14 protein-coding genes are annotated in these 18,165 nt (G+C 59.3%); 3 read left to right on the forward strand and 11 right to left on the reverse strand.

What is annotated here, in order from left to right:
- The first annotated feature begins 304 nt into the window (after positions 1 to 304).
- Positions 305 to 727: a VOC family protein gene (locus tag ACR3E4_RS19930; protein WP_480530982.1), complete on the forward strand. Its 423-nt coding sequence runs from the start codon at positions 305 to 307 to the stop codon at positions 725 to 727.
- 54 nt (positions 728 to 781) lie between these two features.
- On the opposite strand, the gene ACR3E4_RS19935 is transcribed toward ACR3E4_RS19930, so the two are convergent.
- From ACR3E4_RS19935 to ACR3E4_RS19960, 6 genes are all read right to left on the reverse strand, one after another.
- Entirely contained in the window at positions 782 to 2,218 is a 1,437-nt protein-coding gene (locus ACR3E4_RS19935; RefSeq protein ID WP_480530984.1) for a pyridoxal phosphate-dependent decarboxylase family protein, read from the reverse strand.
- Between the two features lies 1 nt (position 2,219).
- Positions 2,220 to 3,299, reverse strand: coding sequence for a cysteine synthase A (cysK, locus tag ACR3E4_RS19940; RefSeq protein WP_480530986.1), 1,080 nt, complete (start codon positions 3,297 to 3,299; stop codon positions 2,220 to 2,222).
- 138 nt (positions 3,300 to 3,437) lie between these two features.
- Positions 3,438 to 5,015 carry a winged helix-turn-helix domain-containing tetratricopeptide repeat protein gene (locus ACR3E4_RS19945; RefSeq protein ID WP_480530988.1) on the reverse strand — a complete coding sequence of 526 codons (1,578 nt, stop codon included), beginning with the start codon at positions 5,013 to 5,015 and terminating at the stop codon, positions 3,438 to 3,440.
- Positions 5,016 to 5,196: 181 nt separating this feature from the next.
- Positions 5,197 to 5,976 carry a carnitinyl-CoA dehydratase gene (locus ACR3E4_RS19950; RefSeq protein WP_480530990.1) on the reverse strand — a complete coding sequence of 260 codons (780 nt, stop codon included), beginning with the start codon at positions 5,974 to 5,976 and terminating at the stop codon, positions 5,197 to 5,199.
- Between the two features lie 3 nt (positions 5,977 to 5,979).
- Positions 5,980 to 7,995 carry an acetate--CoA ligase family protein gene (locus ACR3E4_RS19955; protein WP_480530992.1) on the reverse strand — a complete coding sequence of 672 codons (2,016 nt, stop codon included), beginning with the start codon at positions 7,993 to 7,995 and terminating at the stop codon, positions 5,980 to 5,982.
- A 2-nt stretch (positions 7,996 to 7,997) separates the two neighbouring features.
- A complete protein-coding gene (locus ACR3E4_RS19960; RefSeq protein WP_480530994.1) occupies positions 7,998 to 9,158 on the reverse strand; it encodes an acyl-CoA dehydrogenase family protein in 1,161 nt (386 codons plus the stop codon).
- Between the two features lie 97 nt (positions 9,159 to 9,255).
- On the opposite strand from ACR3E4_RS19960, the gene ACR3E4_RS19965 reads away from it, so the two are divergent.
- Complete coding sequence (locus tag ACR3E4_RS19965; RefSeq protein WP_480530996.1) at positions 9,256 to 10,209, forward strand: GlxA family transcriptional regulator; 954 nt, start codon at positions 9,256 to 9,258, stop codon at positions 10,207 to 10,209.
- Here ACR3E4_RS19965 and ACR3E4_RS19970 read toward each other — a convergent pair.
- A complete protein-coding gene (locus ACR3E4_RS19970; RefSeq protein WP_480530998.1) occupies positions 10,176 to 12,611 on the reverse strand; it encodes a GcvT family protein in 2,436 nt (811 codons plus the stop codon). The genes ACR3E4_RS19965 and ACR3E4_RS19970 overlap by 34 nt on opposite strands.
- A 186-nt stretch (positions 12,612 to 12,797) precedes the next feature.
- On the opposite strand from ACR3E4_RS19970, the gene ACR3E4_RS19975 reads away from it, so the two are divergent.
- Positions 12,798 to 14,315, forward strand: coding sequence for a trimethylamine methyltransferase family protein (locus ACR3E4_RS19975; protein ID WP_480531000.1), 1,518 nt, complete (start codon positions 12,798 to 12,800; stop codon positions 14,313 to 14,315).
- Positions 14,316 to 14,326: 11 nt separating this feature from the next.
- Here ACR3E4_RS19975 and ACR3E4_RS19980 read toward each other — a convergent pair whose 3' ends face one another.
- The 4 genes from ACR3E4_RS19980 to ACR3E4_RS19995 form a co-directional block, all read right to left on the reverse strand.
- Complete coding sequence (locus ACR3E4_RS19980) at positions 14,327 to 15,301, reverse strand: LysR family transcriptional regulator (RefSeq protein ID WP_480531002.1); 975 nt, start codon at positions 15,299 to 15,301, stop codon at positions 14,327 to 14,329.
- A 148-nt stretch (positions 15,302 to 15,449) separates the two neighbouring features.
- Positions 15,450 to 16,343 (reverse strand): metal ABC transporter substrate-binding protein, encoded by an 894-nt coding sequence (locus ACR3E4_RS19985; protein ID WP_480531004.1) that lies wholly within the window; start codon positions 16,341 to 16,343, stop codon positions 15,450 to 15,452.
- Positions 16,340 to 17,242 (reverse strand): metal ABC transporter permease, encoded by a 903-nt coding sequence (locus tag ACR3E4_RS19990; protein ID WP_480531006.1) that lies wholly within the window; start codon positions 17,240 to 17,242, stop codon positions 16,340 to 16,342. The genes ACR3E4_RS19985 and ACR3E4_RS19990 overlap by 4 nt, the downstream gene beginning before the upstream one ends.
- Positions 17,235 to 17,987: a metal ABC transporter ATP-binding protein gene (locus ACR3E4_RS19995; RefSeq protein WP_480531008.1), complete on the reverse strand. Its 753-nt coding sequence runs from the start codon at positions 17,985 to 17,987 to the stop codon at positions 17,235 to 17,237. The genes ACR3E4_RS19990 and ACR3E4_RS19995 overlap by 8 nt, the downstream gene beginning before the upstream one ends.
- Positions 17,988 to 18,165: the final 178 nt, after the last annotated feature.

The raw sequence follows: 18,165 nt of genomic DNA on the forward strand, positions 1-18,165 counted from the left end.
TGGGTCCTGCTTCTTGTGGCAAGGGTTAGATTTTCATATCCAATCCCTTCTGCGGGCGAAAGGGCAGGTGGCGGGAATGTGCCCGGCTATCTGTCTACGGTTCATAACTTTTTTGTTGACGATTTTGAAGATGTCGGGCGCTTGTATTCTGGAAGGGATCGCGTGTGCATTGCATTAAACCTTTTCCCTTGTTCACCAGCCCGGTTATCGGAGTACGTTCTGGCCACTGCTGATCGCGCAATACTTGCCAGCGCCCGGCTCATGCGGTTTCTTGCCCTAGATCACGAACCAAAGAAATGCGCGCATGAAACTTGAATTCCACCACATCAACTATGTCTCCGACGATATCGAGCGGTTGCATCAATTCTATACCAAGGTGCTTGGTCTGGATGACATCCCGATCGAAAACTTCCCGCGGCCGGAGTCGACGGATGAAACGGGCTATGATGGCAAGATCCGGTTTGCGACGGATGGTGTGATGCAGATGCATCTGGCCGAACGCAATCTGGATCTGGCTTTCAAGCATGGCGAGGCGATCAACCCGGTCGAACGCGGTCACATAGCGTTCAGGACCGATGATATCGAGGCGTTCAAAGCGGTGCTTGAGGCCAATGACGTGAAGTATTCTGACTACGGAACCGCCTTTGCGAAAGAATGGCATCAGATATTCTTTCACGACCCTGAAGGGAACATTGTCGAGGTACATCAGGCCGTTAACGCAGAATAGGCGCTATCCCGAATGCGGCTTGTACCCCGGGGCCGGGGCACAAGCATGCGTTGGCTAGAGGGCTGGACTTTCCGATTTGATCAGCGTCATCCGAACCTCTTCCCAGACTTCCAGAATATGGTCTGCAATCCGGTCGGCAGCTTCAAATTCGGTATCGTTGGAGATGACCGAGATGCGCATCACCCAAGCGCCGCGCCATTGGCTGCCCCCCACGAATATTTTGCCTTTTTCCACGATCCTCGCGATGACGGCCTCTGTTGCGGTCTGATGTAACTGCGGATCTGCGCCATCTGTGCCGAAGCTTACGATGATCTGGTTCAAGGCGACCTCGTTCAGGACGTGTACACCATCGGCGGGCCGCAAACGCGCTGCAATTCGTGCGGCAGTTCTGCAATGGCGCCCGACCATCTCCTGCACGCCTTTTCGGCCAAGCGATTTGAGCATCGCCCAGGTCGGCAGACCTCGGGCGCGGCGTGACAGTTCGGGGGTCAGGAAACACGGGATGCGTTCATGTTCGGCTTGTGGCGGCAGATAGCTTGCGCTGATCCTCATCGCCTTTTGCAGGGCGTCTTTGTCCCGAACGATTGCATAGCCGCTGTCAAAGGGCGTTTGCAGCCATTTGTGGCCGTCAACGCTCCAGGAATCCGCGCGGTCGAGGCCATTGGTCAAGGCGTGATAATCCGGATGCGCACGCGCCCAGAGGCCGAATGCTCCGTCCACATGTATCCATGCACCTGTCTGTTCGGCGATGTCCGCGATCTGATCGAACGGATCGAATGCGCCCGTGTTGATCTGCCCGGCCTGCGTCACGATGATGGCTGGCGAAGTCTGCTTGTCCATCTGTTGGGCCAGATCAGAGGCAACCATCCGGCCTTCGGCGTCGGTCTGAACACGTTTGACCCGATTTCGGCCAAGCCCGAGATATCCCAGCGCAGACATCACCGATGTGTGCGCATCGTCCCCCAGATACACCGTGATCGGAGGGGCGCCGAACAGCCCATCCTCATCAGGGTCCCAGCCATGCGCGCGCAGAACGGCCCCGCGCGCAGCTGCCAGTGCGGTGAAGTTGCCGACCGTGCCACCGGTGACAAATCCTACGGCGGCGTTGCGGGGCAGGTCGAGGATGTCCAGAAGCCACCCGGCGGCGATTTGTTCCACCGCCGCGGTGGTGGGGGTCGAATGATGGAACGCCGAATTCTGCCCCCATGCGCTGACGAGCCAGTCTGCGGCGACACCCACCGGGGCCGAACCACCAAGAACCCAGCCAAAGAACCTTGGATGGACCATATGGGTCAGACCCTGTTCGCCACGGTCCGCCAGTTCGTTGATCACGGCGTCGGCGTCCTTGCCAAGCTCGGGCAAAGGCTCGTCAAAGATGGCCAGCATCTCGTCAAAGCCTTTCCGGGGTGCGCAAGGACGGTCCGGCACGGAACGTCGGTAGGTGAGGGCGCGGTCATACGCCACGCCCAGTGCTGAGAACGGATCAGCCATCTCAGGACATCCGGTAGCCGGGCGTGGAATTCGAGATTGCGATCTCTTCTTCCGTCATCTCTTCGGCTATTCCCTCGAACAGCGGTGTGCTCAGATAGCGTTCGCCGGTATCTGGCAGCATACACAGGACATTCGCACCCGGTTCGGCCGTTTCGGCAATGCCGACCGCAATCGCGAAGGTCGCCCCGCCCGAAATACCCGTCAAGATACCCTCTTGGCTGGCCAGTTTCCGGGCCCATTCCACCCCTGTCGGTCCTGGGACGGGGATCAGTTCGTCGAAGTATTTGTTGTCGATCGATTCCTGCAAAACCGCCGGGATGAAATCGGGGGTCCATCCTTGAATCGGATGCGGTTCAAAGGCCGGGTGACTGGCCAATGGGTCACCATCCTGACCGCGATCTGTCCCAATACCGCTGCCGATCAATTGGGCGTTGGCGGGCTCAGACAGGATAATTTTGGTTTCAGGCCGTTCCTTGCGCAAAACCCGGGCAACCCCGGTGACTGTGCCGCCCGTACCGTAACCGGTCACGAGATAATCAAGCCGCTGTCCATTGAAATCGCTCATAATTTCCTGTGCGGTGGTGGCCGCGTGGATCTCGGCATTGGCTTCCGTTTCGAATTGGCGCGCCAGCAGCCAGCCATGCGCCTCGGCCAGTTCGGCGGCCTTGCGGTACATGCCGAAACCCTTTTCGGCGCGTGGGGTAAGAACCACTTTGGCCCCCAGCATCCGCATCAGGCGACGACGCTCGACCGAGAAACTGTCGGCCATGGTCACCACCAAGGGATAACCCTTTTGCGCGCAGACCATGGCGAGCCCGATGCCGGTATTGCCGCTGGTCGCCTCGACCACGGTCTGGCCCGGTTTCAGCGCGCCGCTGCGTTCGGCGGCCTCGATGATGTTGACGGCCAGACGATCCTTGACCGACCCGGCGGGATTGAACGCCTCGAATTTCACGAACAGATTGACGCCTTCGGGCCCCAGATTGTTGATGCGGATGACGGGAGTATTCCCGATGGTGTCCAGAACGCTGTCAAAAACGCGTCCGTTTCCCTGGGTTGTTCTAAGCTTATGATCGGTCATTGCATTTCCCTATATGAAACGTTGGTTTGGCCGGATCAGCCCCACCTAATGATTGCAAGACTAGTCGAAACCGAATGCGCGAGTCCTGAGGAGTTTCTGAGGATTCCCTGTAGATCGGTGAGGAATTGGTGCCCTGGCTCAGGTTTCGGGAATACCTTGCCGACTTAATGCGTCGGAAAACCGGGCACGGGTACCGGGGTCGCTGAAAGGGAAAGAGCGAAAGAAGCGTGCCTGCGAAATACGGTGCGGTGCGGCACGCACACGATCGGCCCAGAGGGCGGCCTCTGCATGGTTGCCAGCAAGTTCATTGGTAATCGTGGCGATCAGACTGATCAGATCATGCGCTCCGGGCGCGTTTGCAGCCCGTACAGCCCACATGGCTGCCTCGCTGTCGCGACCCTCGATTGCCAGGCTGATGGCCCGCGTGCCCAGCATCGCATAAAGCAGCGGGTCAAGCGGGCTGAGGACACGGGCATCGTCGGACAGGCGCCTTCCGATGCCACTGGCGCCAGACACGGTTTCGGTCCAGGCGCGGGCATAAATGCCCTGCGCAAAGTTCGGGCTGAGCGCAGTTGAGCGATCCAGCCATGTTTTGGCGCTGTCCAGATCGCCAACCAACCACAAGGCGCGGCCCATGTTGAAATTGGCAAACGGATCCATCGGATCCAGTTCGACGGCCCGTTCAGCCTCGGCCCGGGCGAATTTTATCGGCTCGGCGCGGCTGTCCGAATAATGCATGAAGGCGGTTTTGAAATGAGCGAAGGACAGCGCCCCATGCGCCCGTGCAAACCCGGGCTCCAACGCGATGGCCTTTTCGAACAGAGCAATGGCCCGGTCGTTTTCATCGGCATCAAAGCGATAAAGGGATTGCAGACCCAGATGATAGGTCGCCCAAGCATCAATATTCTCGGGTGATCTGAGGCGGGCTTTCGACGCTTCGCTCAGCGGAATTTGCACTTCGATGGCAAAGATGACCTGAGAAATGATGTTCTCACGTACCTCATGCACGTCGTCGATACGGGCATTGAACCGGTCGGCCCAGATCACTTCGCTCTCGGCGGTGCTGGATAGCATGACGCTGATCGCGACCCGCGGGCCTGTCACTTCGACACTTCCGGTCAGGCAATATCGGGCTCCAAGGCTTTTGCGGATTTCGCCGATGTCTCCTGTTCTCGAATGGAACCGAAACGAGGACCCGCGCGCGATCACGGTGATCCAGCGCAGACGAGAGATGGAGGCGATGAGCTCGTGCGGTATCGCGGCGCTGAGCGTTTTGGCTGTATCCTCCCCGCCGATATTGTCAAATGGCAGAATAGCGATTGTCGGTCGCGCCGCCGCTTCGATCCATTCCGTGTCCTGCACGTCAAGATCCTGCGGCATTGCTGACGCTGGGGTCGTTTCGCAGTCGATGATCTGCAGCGGCATCATCCATCGCAGCCCTTTGCCATGAACCGTCTTGATTATGGTTTGCCGATCTCCGGCATCATCAACCGCGCGCCGCGCCGACTTGATACAGGTGGACAAGGCGGCCTCGGACACGATCCGGTTGCCCCACAAGGCCGCATAGAGCTCATCCTTGGTGACGAGACGGTCACGATTTTTGGCCAGAAGCGCGATGAGTTGAAACGCCAGCGGTTCCACATCAACAACCGATCCATTGCGCAGAAGCTCCTGACGCAGATAATCGATTCTGAACTCACCAAATTCGCAGATCATATTGAGACAATATCAAGAAACGATATGTCTGGACAAACGATCTGAAACCAAAGCCAACTATTCCTCTTGGGGACAGCTAAGGTGAATACCCGCCGTGTTGGGCAATATAACCGCGAAAACCGTGTGGCTTCGCACCAGTGTTGAGCCCATCCCGAACCCGTTCATGATGCGCTGAGGTGGGTTATTTGCCCTTCCAGACCGGGTCGCGCTTTTCCGCAAAAGCCCTGGCACCTTCCAACTGATCTTCGCTGGCATAAAGCACATCAACCGAGCGCAGCTGGCGTTTGGTAATACGGTTCATTGCATCCTGGAATTTGGCATCCTCGGCGTCGCGCACGATCTCCTTGATCGCGGCATAGACCAAGGGCGGCCCCGAGGCGAGTAGTCGCGCCAGATCCCATGCACGGTTCATCAATTGATCGGCGGCGAGGATTTCGTTCACCAGACCCCAGCGGTGGGCTTCTTCGGCGTCGAACCAGCGTCCGGTCAGCAGCAACTCCATCGCGATGTGATAGGGGATGCGTTTGGGCAGTTTGACACTGGCTGCGTCAGCCACGGTGCCCGAGCGGATTTCGGGCAGTGCAAAACTGGCATGATCGGCAGCCAGGATCATGTCGGCCGACAATGCAAGCTCCAACCCGCCGCCGCAGGCGATACCGTTCACGGCGGCGATGACTGGTTTGTTCAGATCGCGCAATTCCTGCAAGCCACCGAAGCCGCCCACGCCATAGTCGCCATCGACGGCATCGCCATCAGCAGCGGCCTTCAAGTCCCAGCCGGGGCAGAAGAATTTCTCACCCGCGCCGGTCAGAATGGCGACACGCAATTCGGGATCATCCCGGAATTCAGCAAAGACGTCGCCCATGATCCGGCTGGTGGCCAGATCGATGGCGTTGGCCTTGGGCCGATCCAGTGTCACCTCGAGGATCGCGCCTTCGCGGCGGGTTTTGATCGGGTCCATTTCTCAGGCCTTTCTGATGAGGGCATCCACGGCCACCGCCTTGTCAGGCGTGCAGAGGAGCGGGTTAATCTCGACCTCGCCAAGCGTGTCGGCGTTTTGCATGACGTAGGCCTGAACGGCCTCAACGGCAGCAATGATCGCATCCATATCAGCCGCAGGTTGACCGCGATAGCCCGCCAGCAATGGCGTGATTTTCAGCCTGCCAAGGGCGGTGCGGATGTCAGCAGGCGTGCTGGGTACCAGCAGGGAAGTGGTGTCGCGCAGGACCTCGGTCAGCACGCCGCCCGCACCCAGGGTCAGCACAAATCCGTGTGCGGGATCGCGGACCACGCCCACAAGCAGCTCGGCGACGGTTCCGGTGATCATTTCTTCGACCAGAACCTCGGAGGTGCCGATATCGGTCGCGATGTCCGCCACATCTTTGGCCTGAACACCCAGTCGGACAGCAGCGTGTTCGGATTTATGCGCAAGGCCAACACCTTTGACTGCGAAAGGCGCGTCCAGTTCCTGCGCCGCCGCGCGCGCCTCATCCGCTCCGCTGACGGTGCGGTTTTGCGGGATCCGCACCCCGCAACCGGCCAGAGCTCGTTTGGATTCACTCTCTGTCAGCGTCCGGGTGGCCTCGGTCGTACCCGGCAGCCAGACAGGTTGCGGGGAAGGTGCCGCGATCTGGCCCGCTGCGCGGATTGCGGCCAGTGCTTCGCCCAGCCCCATGAAGGGGACCACACCACCGTCAAAAAGCGCCTGCGCGATATCTTCGGGCAGAAGTTCCGGCAATGTCGCAGCAATCGCAAACCGGGCACCGGTTTTCGCCCGAACTTGCATCGCCGCGCGCGTGGCACAGGCCCAATCCGTCGCGTCGGTGGTCGGGTAGTCGACAATTGAGACGGTCAGGTCGATATCTTCGCCCGTCATGCCGGACCACGCCTTTGCCATCGCGTCTTCATCACGCCAGATATAGGTGTGATAATCCAACGGGTTACTCAGCGCGACCATTGGACCAAGCGCGTCGCGCAGATGGGTTTTCTGGTCGTCAGACAGACGCGGGAAGGTGAGGCCGGTCCCTACAGCCATGTCCGCGATCAGACTGGCCTCGCCTCCCGAGCAACTGATCGAAGCGATGTTGCGGCCCGGCAGCGGGCCATAACAATGCAGCAGTTTCAGGGTTTCCAGAAAATCGGGCAGGGTTGAAAGGCGCGGGATACCAAGACGCTGCAACAGGGCCTGTGCGCCCGCGTCGCTGCCCGCCAGAGACGCGGTATGCGAAACGGTCGCGGCCTGCGCCTGCTCGGACGCGCCAACTTTGAGCGCCACCAGCGGTATACCTTTGGCATATGCTTTCGTGGCCAGCGCTTCCCATTCGCGGATGTCTTTGAAGCCTTCGATATGCAGGCCCACAGCGGTGACGCGCGGGTCATCGATCAGGGCCGCGGCGATCTCGGCCTGGCTGGTTTGCGCCATGTTTCCGCAGGCCACCATATAGGCGATCGGCAACCCGCGCTTTTGCATGGTCAGGTTGATCGAGATGTTCGAGCTTTGCGTCAGGATTGCGACGCCCTTGTCGACAGGCGTCGCCCCATGCTGGTCCGGCCACAGCAGAGCGCCGTCCAGCGCGTTGATAAATCCATAGCAATTCGGCCCGAGGATCGGCATCTCACCTGCGGCGGCAATCAGTTGATCTTGCAGATCACCGCCGGTGTCATCCTCAGCCACAGCCTCCGAAAAGCCCGAGGCGAAACACACGGCACCACCCGCGCCCATGCTGGAAAGGATGTGGACAGCTTCAATCGTGGCATGACGGTTGATGCCGATGAACACCGCGTCGGGGGCCGCAGGCAGGTCTTCCAGATGACTATAGACCTTGTGGCCCGCAATCTCGGACGCCTTGGGGTGTACCGGCCAGATGTGACCCGCGTAGCCCATGCGCTCCGATTGCAGGATGACCTGCTGGCACCAGGCGCCGCCCCCGATGACGGCAATGGATTCGGGTCGCAGTAACCGGGTTAAATCTTTCCCCATAGTCAGGCGCCCAACGGACGCAGCAGATCGCGGCTGATGATGTGGCGCTGTATCTCGCTGGTGCCGTCCCAGATGCGTTCAACCCGCGCGTCGCGCCAGAAACGCTCGATTGGGAAGTCATCCATCAGGCCCATGCCGCCATAAATCTGCAACGTGGTATCGGTGACCCGCGCCAACATCTCGGACGCATACAGCTTGGCCGAGGCGATCTCGCGGTTCGACGGCAGGTTCTGATCCAGACGCCAAGCAGCAGAGAGAGTCAGCCAATCGGCAGCATCGATCTCGGTGATCATGTCGGCAATCTGGAATCCGACACCCTGAAATTTGCCGATCGGCTGTCCGAATTGCTTGCGCTCGGCGGCATAGTTCAGCGCATAGTCAAAGCAGCGCCGCGCACGCCCGACTGAGAAGGCCGCAACCGTCAGCCGGGTCGCATAGAGCCACTCGTTCATGACAGCAAAGCCGCCATCGACCTCGCCCAGAACCTGCGCGTCGGGCAGGCGGCAATTGTCGAAATACAGGATGTAGTTTTTATAGCCCTTGTGGCTGACCGAGTTGTACCCGTCTCGCACCTCGAACCCGGGTGTGCCGCGATCCACAAGGAAGGTGGTGATGCGTTTTTTGGGGCCTTTCGGGGTCTCGTCTACTCCGGTTGCAATGAACACGATGAAGAAATCCGCGTGTTCGGCCCCCGAAATGAAGTGTTTTGAGCCATTGATGACCCAGTCACTGCCATCGCGCACGGCCTGGCACTTCATGCCGCGCACATCCGAACCCGCATCCGGTTCCGTCATCGCCAGCGCGTCCATCTTTTCGCCGCGCACAGCGGGCAGAAGATAGCGTTCGCGCTGTTCATCATTGCACGCCATCAGGATGTTCTGCGGACGACCGAAGAAATGAGTCAACGCCATCGAGCCGCGACCCAGTTCGCGCTCGACCAGAGTGAAATCGAGATGCGACAGGCCGGCGCCGCCAACCTCCTCCGGGAAGTTGCAGGCGTAGAATCCCAGATCGATGCACTTCTGTTTGATCTGCTCGCCCAACTCATGCGGGACTTGACCGGTGCGTTCGACCTCGGCCTCATGCGGATAGATTTCGTTTTCGACAAAGCTGCGAACCGTCGAGACGATCATTTCCTGTTCTTCGGACAATCCAAACTGCATGGCGCGTGTTCCCTTGATTTCTGGTTCCCGATGAAACGAGATTGCCTGATCTCATGACATGCAGTAATCGTAAGAATTCATGCGGAGTTAGAAAAACTTGATACAGAGATATAACATTCTGCTGTTTGACGGGTTTTCGAACCACTGTCTGGCCAGTTTCGTCGAACCGCTGCGCGCGGCAAATACACTAGCTGGGCAGTCGCTTTATACGTGGCGATTCTATTCGATGGATGGTGCGCCGGTTCAGAGTTCCAGCGGGTTGCGGGTGACGCCGGATGGGGCGCTGGGGGTTGAGACCGGCGATGCGCTGGTTGTGATGCCGTCCTACGGATACCTTGACCTTGCAGTGCCCGAAACTGCGCGCGCGCTGCGTCGGGCCGCGACACGGCACGCAGTGCTGGCCGGTCTGGACACAGGCAGTTGGTTGCTCGCCCACGCAGGTCTGTTGGAAGGGAGCCGCGCGACAATCCATTGGGATGAGCTTTCGCGGTTCGAGGAGGCTTTTCCAGAGATTGACGCGGTTCAGGAACGCTTTGTGATCGATCGCAACAGGATCACCTGTTCCGGCGCGATGGCGGCATATGATCTGGCAACAGCGCTGATTCAGGCGGATCACGGCCCGCTTTTGTCGATGGAAGTTGCCCATCTGTTGATGAACCGCAGTGAGCCGGGCACCGCGGCGCTGCCGATGAATTCCGAAGACAGTCTTGTCAACAGAGTTCTGAACGTCATGCAAAACGCGTTGGAGACGCCGGTACAGATCACGGACATCGCGCGGCAACTGGGCTGTTCACAGAAGAAGATCGAAATACGGGTGCAGGCTGAACTGGGAACGACCCCGCAGGCGCTCTATCGTCGTTTGCGTCTGAATCTGGCACGCAAGCTGGCGGCCGAGACCCAGCAATCGGTGGCCGAGATCGCCAGCCGCTGCGGATATGAAAACGCAAGCGCTATGACGCGGGCGTTTCGGTCTGAATTCGGGCTGACACCGACCGCCTATCGAAACAGCGGTCAGAGTCAGGCGCGCATCCGCGCGAATTCCGGATCATAGGGTGAGGGGGCAATTACCTCGGCCTCGACCATCTCGCCGCACAGGTCAAGCTGCATCCGGCTTCCGGGGGCTGAGAGATCCGGTTCGACGAAACCGTAGGCAAGGTTCAGCCCGGTGCGATGTCCCCAGTCCCCTGACGTGATTGTGCCCACGACTTTGCCTGCTGACATCAAGGACGCACCACCATGCGCGGGGGCCTTCGTCGTATTGATCTTCAGGTTGACAATTTTTTTGCGGGCGCCCTCCGCCTGGAGTTTTATCAACGCCTCCCGGCCAACGAAATCGCCTTTGTCCAGCTTCACAAACCGGTCCAGCCCGGTTTCGAATGGGTCGAATTCGGTCAGCAGATCGGCCTTCCAGTGCAAAAAGCCCTTTTCCATCCGCATCGAGTCGACCGCGCGCGCGCCAAACAGCTTTAGCCCATGCGCGTCTCCGGCCTGTCGCAGGGCCAGGTAGGCAGCATAAAGCGCGTTGTTCGGAACGTGGATCTCATAGGCCAGTTCGCCCGAGAAGCTGATGTTCAAAACCGTGGCCGGGGCGATGCCGACAAAACACTCGCGCAAGGAAAGCCAAGGGAAAGCATCGCGCGACCAGTCGCCGCGCGCGCAGGCCGACAACACGTCGCGCGCCTTTGGTCCTGCGAGGACCAAAATCGTCTGATCGTTGGTCAATGAGTTCAGTTGCACATCCTCATCGTCACGCAGATGCGCCCGCAACCAGTCCATATCGTGATACTCACTGGCCGCTGCAGACCCGTACCAAACCCGTGCCGGTCCGCGATCACTGGCGGGCAGGTTGGCGATGGTGGCCTCGGCCTTGACCATGCCGTGATGGTTGAGCAGATAGCCAAGGCCCACGCGCCCATCGCGCTTGGTCACCGGCCCGCAGAACATCCGGTCAAGAAACGCGTGACGGTCTGCGCCCGTGACCTCAATGCGGTTGAAACCGTTCACTTCGGCCAGGCCGACATTGGTCTGAACGTTCTGAATTTCGGCTGCGATCAGATCGAAAGCCTCATCGAAACCGAAGCTCAGTGAGGGGTGAAATTCGCCCGAGGGCTTGATGTAATCGACCCGCTCCCATCCACTTACAACGGTAAATTCGGCCCCTTCGGCGGCCAGTACCGGTGTCAGCGGAGTGGTCTTGGCCGGGCGACCCGCAGGGCGGTGTTCATGAGGGAAATGAAAGCGGAATTCGTTCTGATAATCCTCGATCGCCTTCAGTGCGGTCAGCTCCACATTCGCATGGCCGGTGAACCGGCGCGGGTCGAGGCACCAGGTGTCATAGCAAGCTTCGCCATGAACAATCTGCTGCGCCAGCAGCCAGCCGTGGCCGCCACCTTCGCCCAACCCGGCGCGCAGACCGATGATGCAGAAGGCGTTGCGTTTGCCGGGGATCGGGCCAACCAGAGGCGCGCCGTCAATCGTGTAAGTGATGGGGCCGTTGACGACGGTGTGAATGCCCACCTCCATCAGCGCGGGCATTCGGGCGAAAGCGCCCTCCAGCACATCTGTTACGCGGTCCAGATCATCGGGGCAGAGCGCGTTTACAAAGTTCGGGTCGATCCCGTCCATGCCCCAGGTTTTGCAGTCTTGCTCATAAAACCCGACCAGTAGTCCGTTCTTCTCCTGTCGGCAGTAGTAGTCGCTGATTGGGCAGCGCAGCAGCGGCATGCGGTGACCCGCCTCGCGGATGGCGGGGATCTCTTCGGTCAGAAAATATTGATGTTCCATCGAGGCGATAGGGTGATGCACACCCATCATCGCGCCGACCTCGTTCACACGATATCCGCAGGCGTTGACCACGATATCGCAGTCAATGTCACCATGTTCGGTGTGAACGGTCCATGTGTCGTCCTTATGCTGGGTCAGCCCGGTGACAGGCGTGTTCCGATACACTTCGGCCCCGGCTTTGCGGGTGCGGCGGGCCAGAGCCTGACACAACTGCGCCGGGTCAATATCGCCGTCCAGCGGGTCCCAGAGCCCGCCCAGCAGGTTTTCGGTCGAGATCAACGGATGCCGGCGCGCGCATTCCTCGGCATCGATCACTTCGAAATGCACATCCATCCCGCGCGCCATCGAGGCGAAGTGGCGATAGCCCTGCATCTGTTCCGGCGTATTGGCCAGACGGATACCGCCATCGCCATGATGATAGTTGATCGGATAGTCCGGGTCCTCGGCCAGTTCCTTGTACAGGTTGATCGAGTGGGTCTTGAGCCCGACCATGGTCTGGTTCATGCCGAAATTGGTCACCTGTGCAGCAGAATGCCAGGTGGTGCCGCTGGTCAGCTCATTGCGTTCGACCAGCACAACGTCGCTCCAGCCTTCGCGGGTCAGGTGATAGAGCGTTGAACAACCGGCGATACCGCCTCCGATGACGACCACCTTGGTGCGCGATTTCATGCAGGGACCCTCCGGCTGGTTTGTCGGGATTAGTCTGGTTGCATCAAGGGTTTGCAAGGTATTGCGTAACAGTAATCAAAATATCGAAAGAGAAATTAGAAATATTGACAATAATGCGACTTGCGTTGAACCCACGGGCCAAGACCTTGTTGTATGCGGTCACTAAAAACGGGCGAAAGGGCGGACATGGAAGCGCGCCAAGGGAAGCGGGCGGGCCGGAAGGGCCGACTGGCACAACGGGCTGAAAAACCGGCGCTTGACCCGTGCCCACCCGGACAGCCGGGCGGCAGTTACAAACCGCTTACCGAGGCTGAGCTGGAACGCATTTATTCGACGGCCCTCGATCTGCTCGACAGATTGGGAATGGGCGAAGTGCCGGCGCGGCTGCATGCCGATCTGCTGGCCATCGGCGCGCGCGACTCGGGCGAGGGTAGGGTGACCTTCCCGCCGCAGCTTGTCGAACAGGCCATCGATCAGGCGGCCAAGACCTTTGTTTTGTACGGGCGGGATGAGGCCCGTTCGATCGAAGTGGGTGGCAACCGTGTGCATTTCGGAACAGGGGGGGCCGCAGTTCAGACACTTGATCTGGAAACGGGTCTTTATCGTCCTTCGACCCTGCGTGATTTGCACGATTTCACCCGGCTGCAGGATGTGCTGGCCAATGTCAGCTGGTTCACCCGGTGTTGCGTTGCAACTGACGTGCCCGAGACATTCGATCTGGATGTGAACACGGCATACGCTCTGATCAAGAACACCACAAAACCCACAGCGACCTCATTCACTTTGGCCGAGAACGTCGCTCCTATAGTCGAGATGCTGGATATCGCTGCCGGTGGTCCGGGTGAGTTCTCGAAGCGGCCCTTCATGAAGGCGCATATAAGCCCAGTGATTTCGCCGATGCGCTATGGCGAGGATGCGGTGGATGTCGTCTATGCCTGTATCGAACACAATATCCCGATGTCCTGCATTACTGCCGCGCAGGCCGGGGCAACCGCGCCCGCGACATTGGCCGGGTTTCTGGCCCAGTCACTTGCCGAAACACTGGCCAGTCTGGTGATGGTCCATGCCATCCAGCCCGGATTTCCGATGGTGTTTTCGAACTGGCCGCTGGTGATCGACCTGCGCACAGGCGCGTTTTCGGGCGGCAGTGGCGAGACGGCGGTGTTGAACGCGGCTTCGGCGCAGTTGTCGAACTGGCTGGGGCTGCCGTCAGGTGTGGCCTGTTCGATGACCGACGCCAAGGCCATTGATGCGCAATACGGGGTCGAGAAGGGGCTGACCTCGATGGCGGCTGCGCTGGCGGGGGGCAATCTGATCTACGAAAGCTCGGGCATGACAGCGTCTCTGTTGGGGGCCAGTTTCGAAGGCTTTGTTCTGGATGACGAGATGCACTCGAACACCTATCGCGCCCTGCGAGGGGTCGAGGTGACCGAGGACAATCTGGGCTTCGACGCCATTTGCGAGGCGGTTCTGGGTGAAGGGCATTTTCTGGGCGGTCAACACACCTTTGCCGCGATGGAACGGGACTATTTCTATCCATCTCTGGCGGACCGGGATGAGCCCCGGACCTGGGCCGAGAATGGTGCACTTGATGCGCGGTCCCGTGCACGCCGGAAGGTGCAGGAAATCTTGCGGGACCACCGGCCAAACTATCTGACACCGGAACAGGATCGGATGATCCGGCAGCGATTCAATATCCTTTGAACGACGCCGGGCTACTCGACCAAATCGAAACGATCACTCAGCCACGGGTAGTCCGCATGAAGCGGTGCAAGAATGCGGTCCCGGATCAAAATCCGGGTTTTGGTGTCGACCAGCTCGATCACCGACCGGGAACAATCGGGTGTCGCGACGAGCGCAAGCGTGCGTGAAAAGCTCTTTCCCGGGAAAGGATGCATTTTCAGCTTTGGCTGAAACCTCTTGGCGCGTGAGAACAACAGGGGTGTCGTGATGGTCCACCCAGCCCCGGCCGAGACCATGGACATCAGGGTCTGGTTGTTGCTGCATTCAAACTTGTGAGCGGGGGAAAAACCCATCCGGCGCAGCTGTGATTCAATTTGTCGCGCGATGATCAGCGTGCTGGAAAATCGCAGAAACGGCAATTTGGTACGCCCTTCAACGATATCGGTCAGCGACTCGTCACTTACCTTTGGCAGCACGATGACGAACGGATCGCGCAAAAGCGGGCGATCCTGAAGATCGGGCATCTTTTCTGTGGGCGTGGTTGATATCCCCACATCCAGCTGCCGGTCACGCAACATCTCGATAATCGCGTGGCTGGAATCCGTGTGATAGAGAAAATCGCAGGTGGGCATATTGGTGGACAGATACACCGCCAGCTCGGGTATGATATCGCTGTCGAAATCCTCGATCGTGCCAAAGCGCAGATAGCTGGCCTCGGCAATGCTGCCGGCCGAGGCTTCGGCTTTGGCCTTTCGGATCAGATGCAACGCATCGTCGATATTGCGCAAAAACGCATGGCCTTTTGGCGTCAGCACCATCGGCCTGCGCGCGTGATTGAACAGCGCGACACCCAAATGATCCTCGAGATTGCGCAAATGGTGCGAGATCGTGCTGATCGTCAGCCCGGTTTCCTTCGCCGCTGCCTGAAGCGAACCCTTCTGGGCGCAAATCTGAAACAATTCCAGCCACTTGAGGCTGAGATCCTTGGGGGCAGTCTGGCGCGGCATTTGGGGTGCTTTCGTGGTGACGGGCGGATCACCAGTAAAACATGAGAGTTATACTATCAGAAAGTCTAAAATACAGGCTTTTGGCGGCTCTGGTTCTTTCGAGCCTGATGCGGGATGCGCCATCAACGCATCCCGCTTGTATTTCAAATCAGCTCTCGCCTTTGGGCTCAAGTGCCTGCAACAACGTGCCAAGGTTGTGCTGGAACATTGCCAGATAGCTTGTGGCGGGGCCGCCGCGCTCGGACAGCGCGTCAGAGTACAGGCGTCCTCCGATCTCGATCCCGGTTTCATCCGAAATCTGCTTTACCAGTGCCGGGCTGGTGATGTTTTCAACAAACAGGGCAGCGACCTTTTCGTCGCGTAGCTGTGTGATCAGCGTGGCAAGTTCTTGCGCCGAAGGTTCGGCTTCGGTGTCGATCCCGACCGGCGCGATAAAGTTCAGGCCGTAGGCATCCGCCAGATACCCGAACGCATCATGCGCCGTTACGACTGTGCGGCGATCAGCTGGCAGTTCGGCCAGTTTCGCTTTGGTCTCGCTGTCCAGCTTTGTCAGCTCGGCAATATAGGCCTCGGCATTGGCGGCGAAGTCATCTGCGCGATCCGGCATCGCCTCGGACATCACGGCGGTAATGTTCTGGACATAGATCACGCCATTGGTCAGCGCATTCCAGGCGTGGGGGTCGATTGCGCCGTCAACCTTGACGGGGATGACGCCTTCGGTGGTGACGAATACCGAAGCTTCTGTTCCGGATTCGGCGATCAAGGTATCCGACCAGGTTTCGAAACCCAGACCATTGACGAAGATCAGATCTGCCTGAGCCACCGCTTTCGCGTCTTCAACGGAAGGCTGATAGACATGAGCATCGGCATCGGGGCCAACGATGGTGGTGACATTCGCATGGTCACCCACGACCTGTTCGACCATATCGCCCAGGATCGAGAAGCTGGCGACGATGTTCAACTCGTCCGCAGCGGCGGGCAGGCTGGACAGCGCAAGAAAGGCCGAAGCCAACCCGGCGGAGATGGATTTGCAAAAGGTCATTGAGGTCTCTCTTCTGCTGAGGATTGTGACAAGGAGGCGTTTGTTTGGTCGGACGGCTTGCGCAGTCGCCCGCCGAATCCGAGGGGTCCCAAGAGGGCCGAGATCATGAAGAACGCGCCGGCGGTCAGCACGATGGCAGGGCCGGAAGGTGTTGCGGGGAACAGATAGGACAAGGTCAGCCCGACCCAGCAGCTTCCCAGTGCAAACAGAAAGCCAAGGCCCAGTTGTCCGGTGATGGTGCTGGACCAGTATCGCGCCGATGTCGCGGGCAGGATCATCAGGCCCACAGCCATCAATGTGCCCAGAGTCTTGAATGCAGCGAGCAGGTTCAAAACCAGCAACAACATAAAGGCCTGTTCGATAAGCCATGGGCGTTTCGTCTGGGCCTCGAAGAACACGGGATCGCAAGTGCTGACGATCAGCGGTCGCAGAAGCACAGCAAAAGACATCAGCGTGAATGTCGCGACAGACCCGACCAGGATCATCGAGGCATCGTCGATCCCCAGGATCGACCCGAACAGAAAGCTCTTGAGTGGCACCGCAGAGCCCGCGGCCGACAGGATGAATATACCGACCGCCAGGGCGATCAGATAAAGTGAGGCCAGGCTGGCATCGCTGCGCAGGATTGTTTTGCGGGCCAGAAACGCCGTCAGGATGGCCACGCCGACCCCGGCGATCAGCCCTCCGATCAGCAGCGAAAAGACCGACAGCCCCGCTGTCACGAAGCCGATGACAACGCCGGGCGTGATGGCATGGGCCATGGCCTCTCCGGCAAGCGACAAGCGGCGCAGAACCAGAAAGGCCCCAACCGGAGCGACAGATGCGGACAGCACCGTGGTTGCCACGAAGGCACGGCGCATGAAGGCGAAGCTCCACATCTCAGATAGGATATCAAGCATGACTGCCTCCGGACTGCACGCCTCGGAACATCCAGGACACTTGGCTTGCGGAAAGATAATTCTGCGCGACAAGGCGGTCAGGCGTCAGAACCGTGTCAACCGGCCCATAGCTTGCAGTCTCACCGCCCAGCAGCAGCGCATGGCTGCAATGGTCAAGAACCGAAGAAAGATCATGCACGACAAGAACCACCGCACGCCCTTCCTCGCGCCAGCGATCGATCAGCGTCAGCAGATGAGCCTCGGTGCTCTGATCGACGGCGGCAAAAGGCTCATCCAACAAGATCATGGGCGCGTCCTGCATGATCACACGGGCAAACAGTGCACGCTGCAACTGGCCCCCCGACAACGTGTGCAGCGACCGGTCTGCAATGTTCAGGACCCCGGCTGCATCCAGCGCCGCATCAACCCGCGCCTTGGTGTCACGATCCAGACGTCCGCGCAGGCCGAACCCTTTCCAGGCCCCCATCGCCGCCAGATCGCGGACCCGGATTGGGAAACGCCGGTCAAACTCGGTCATCTGCGCAAGATACCCGATCTCGCGCGGTGTTCCGCCGGGCCAAGTCAGTTTGCCCGCCAATGGGTCCATCAGGCCCATCAACATCTTTATAAACGTGCTTTTGCCCGAGCCATTGGCACCCAGCACGGCCAGCGTCGACCCGCGCTCGATATCCATCGACAGGCCACGAAACAGCGTAAGTCCCGGGTACCCGAGCGCCAGATTGCGGATTTCCAGCACCGCCGACATCAAAGCACCGCCAGAATGCAAAGCCAGAGGATTGCGGCCGCAATCAGGGCGCAACCGATCAAGGATGCGATGCTCATATTCGTCAGACAGAACCCGCGCATTTTCAGCGATCGCCCGCCGGAGTCACCGCGGCTCATGACGTGCACGCTTTCGGTTGTACCAAATACGCGATGCGGTT

This window comes from Ruegeria sp. AP11, assembly GCF_056535865.1.

What these genes read in the sequence shown, in the direction of transcription:
- ACR3E4_RS19955 (WP_480530992.1), bottom strand. Translation starts at nt 7,995, where the DNA reads ATGGGGAAAGATTTAACCCGGTTACTGCGACCCGAATCCATTGCCGTC.
- ACR3E4_RS19985 (WP_480531004.1), bottom strand. Translation starts at nt 16,343, where the DNA reads ATGACCTTTTGCAAATCCATCTCCGCCGGGTTGGCTTCGGCCTTTCTT.
- ACR3E4_RS19975 (WP_480531000.1), top strand. Translation starts at nt 12,798, where the DNA reads ATGGAAGCGCGCCAAGGGAAGCGGGCGGGCCGGAAGGGCCGACTGGCA.
- ACR3E4_RS19930 (WP_480530982.1), top strand. Translation starts at nt 305, where the DNA reads ATGAAACTTGAATTCCACCACATCAACTATGTCTCCGACGATATCGAG.
- ACR3E4_RS19980 (WP_480531002.1), bottom strand. Translation starts at nt 15,301, where the DNA reads ATGCCGCGCCAGACTGCCCCCAAGGATCTCAGCCTCAAGTGGCTGGAA.
- ACR3E4_RS19990 (WP_480531006.1), bottom strand. Translation starts at nt 17,242, where the DNA reads ATGCTTGATATCCTATCTGAGATGTGGAGCTTCGCCTTCATGCGCCGT.
- ACR3E4_RS19995 (WP_480531008.1), bottom strand. Translation starts at nt 17,987, where the DNA reads ATGTCGGCGGTGCTGGAAATCCGCAATCTGGCGCTCGGGTACCCGGGA.
- ACR3E4_RS19935 (WP_480530984.1), bottom strand. Translation starts at nt 2,218, where the DNA reads ATGGCTGATCCGTTCTCAGCACTGGGCGTGGCGTATGACCGCGCCCTC.
- ACR3E4_RS19970 (WP_480530998.1), bottom strand. Translation starts at nt 12,611, where the DNA reads ATGAAATCGCGCACCAAGGTGGTCGTCATCGGAGGCGGTATCGCCGGT.
- ACR3E4_RS19950 (WP_480530990.1), bottom strand. Translation starts at nt 5,976, where the DNA reads ATGGACCCGATCAAAACCCGCCGCGAAGGCGCGATCCTCGAGGTGACA.
- ACR3E4_RS19945 (WP_480530988.1), bottom strand. Translation starts at nt 5,015, where the DNA reads ATGATCTGCGAATTTGGTGAGTTCAGAATCGATTATCTGCGTCAGGAG.
- ACR3E4_RS19960 (WP_480530994.1), bottom strand. Translation starts at nt 9,158, where the DNA reads ATGCAGTTTGGATTGTCCGAAGAACAGGAAATGATCGTCTCGACGGTT.
- cysK (WP_480530986.1), bottom strand. Translation starts at nt 3,299, where the DNA reads ATGACCGATCATAAGCTTAGAACAACCCAGGGAAACGGACGCGTTTTT.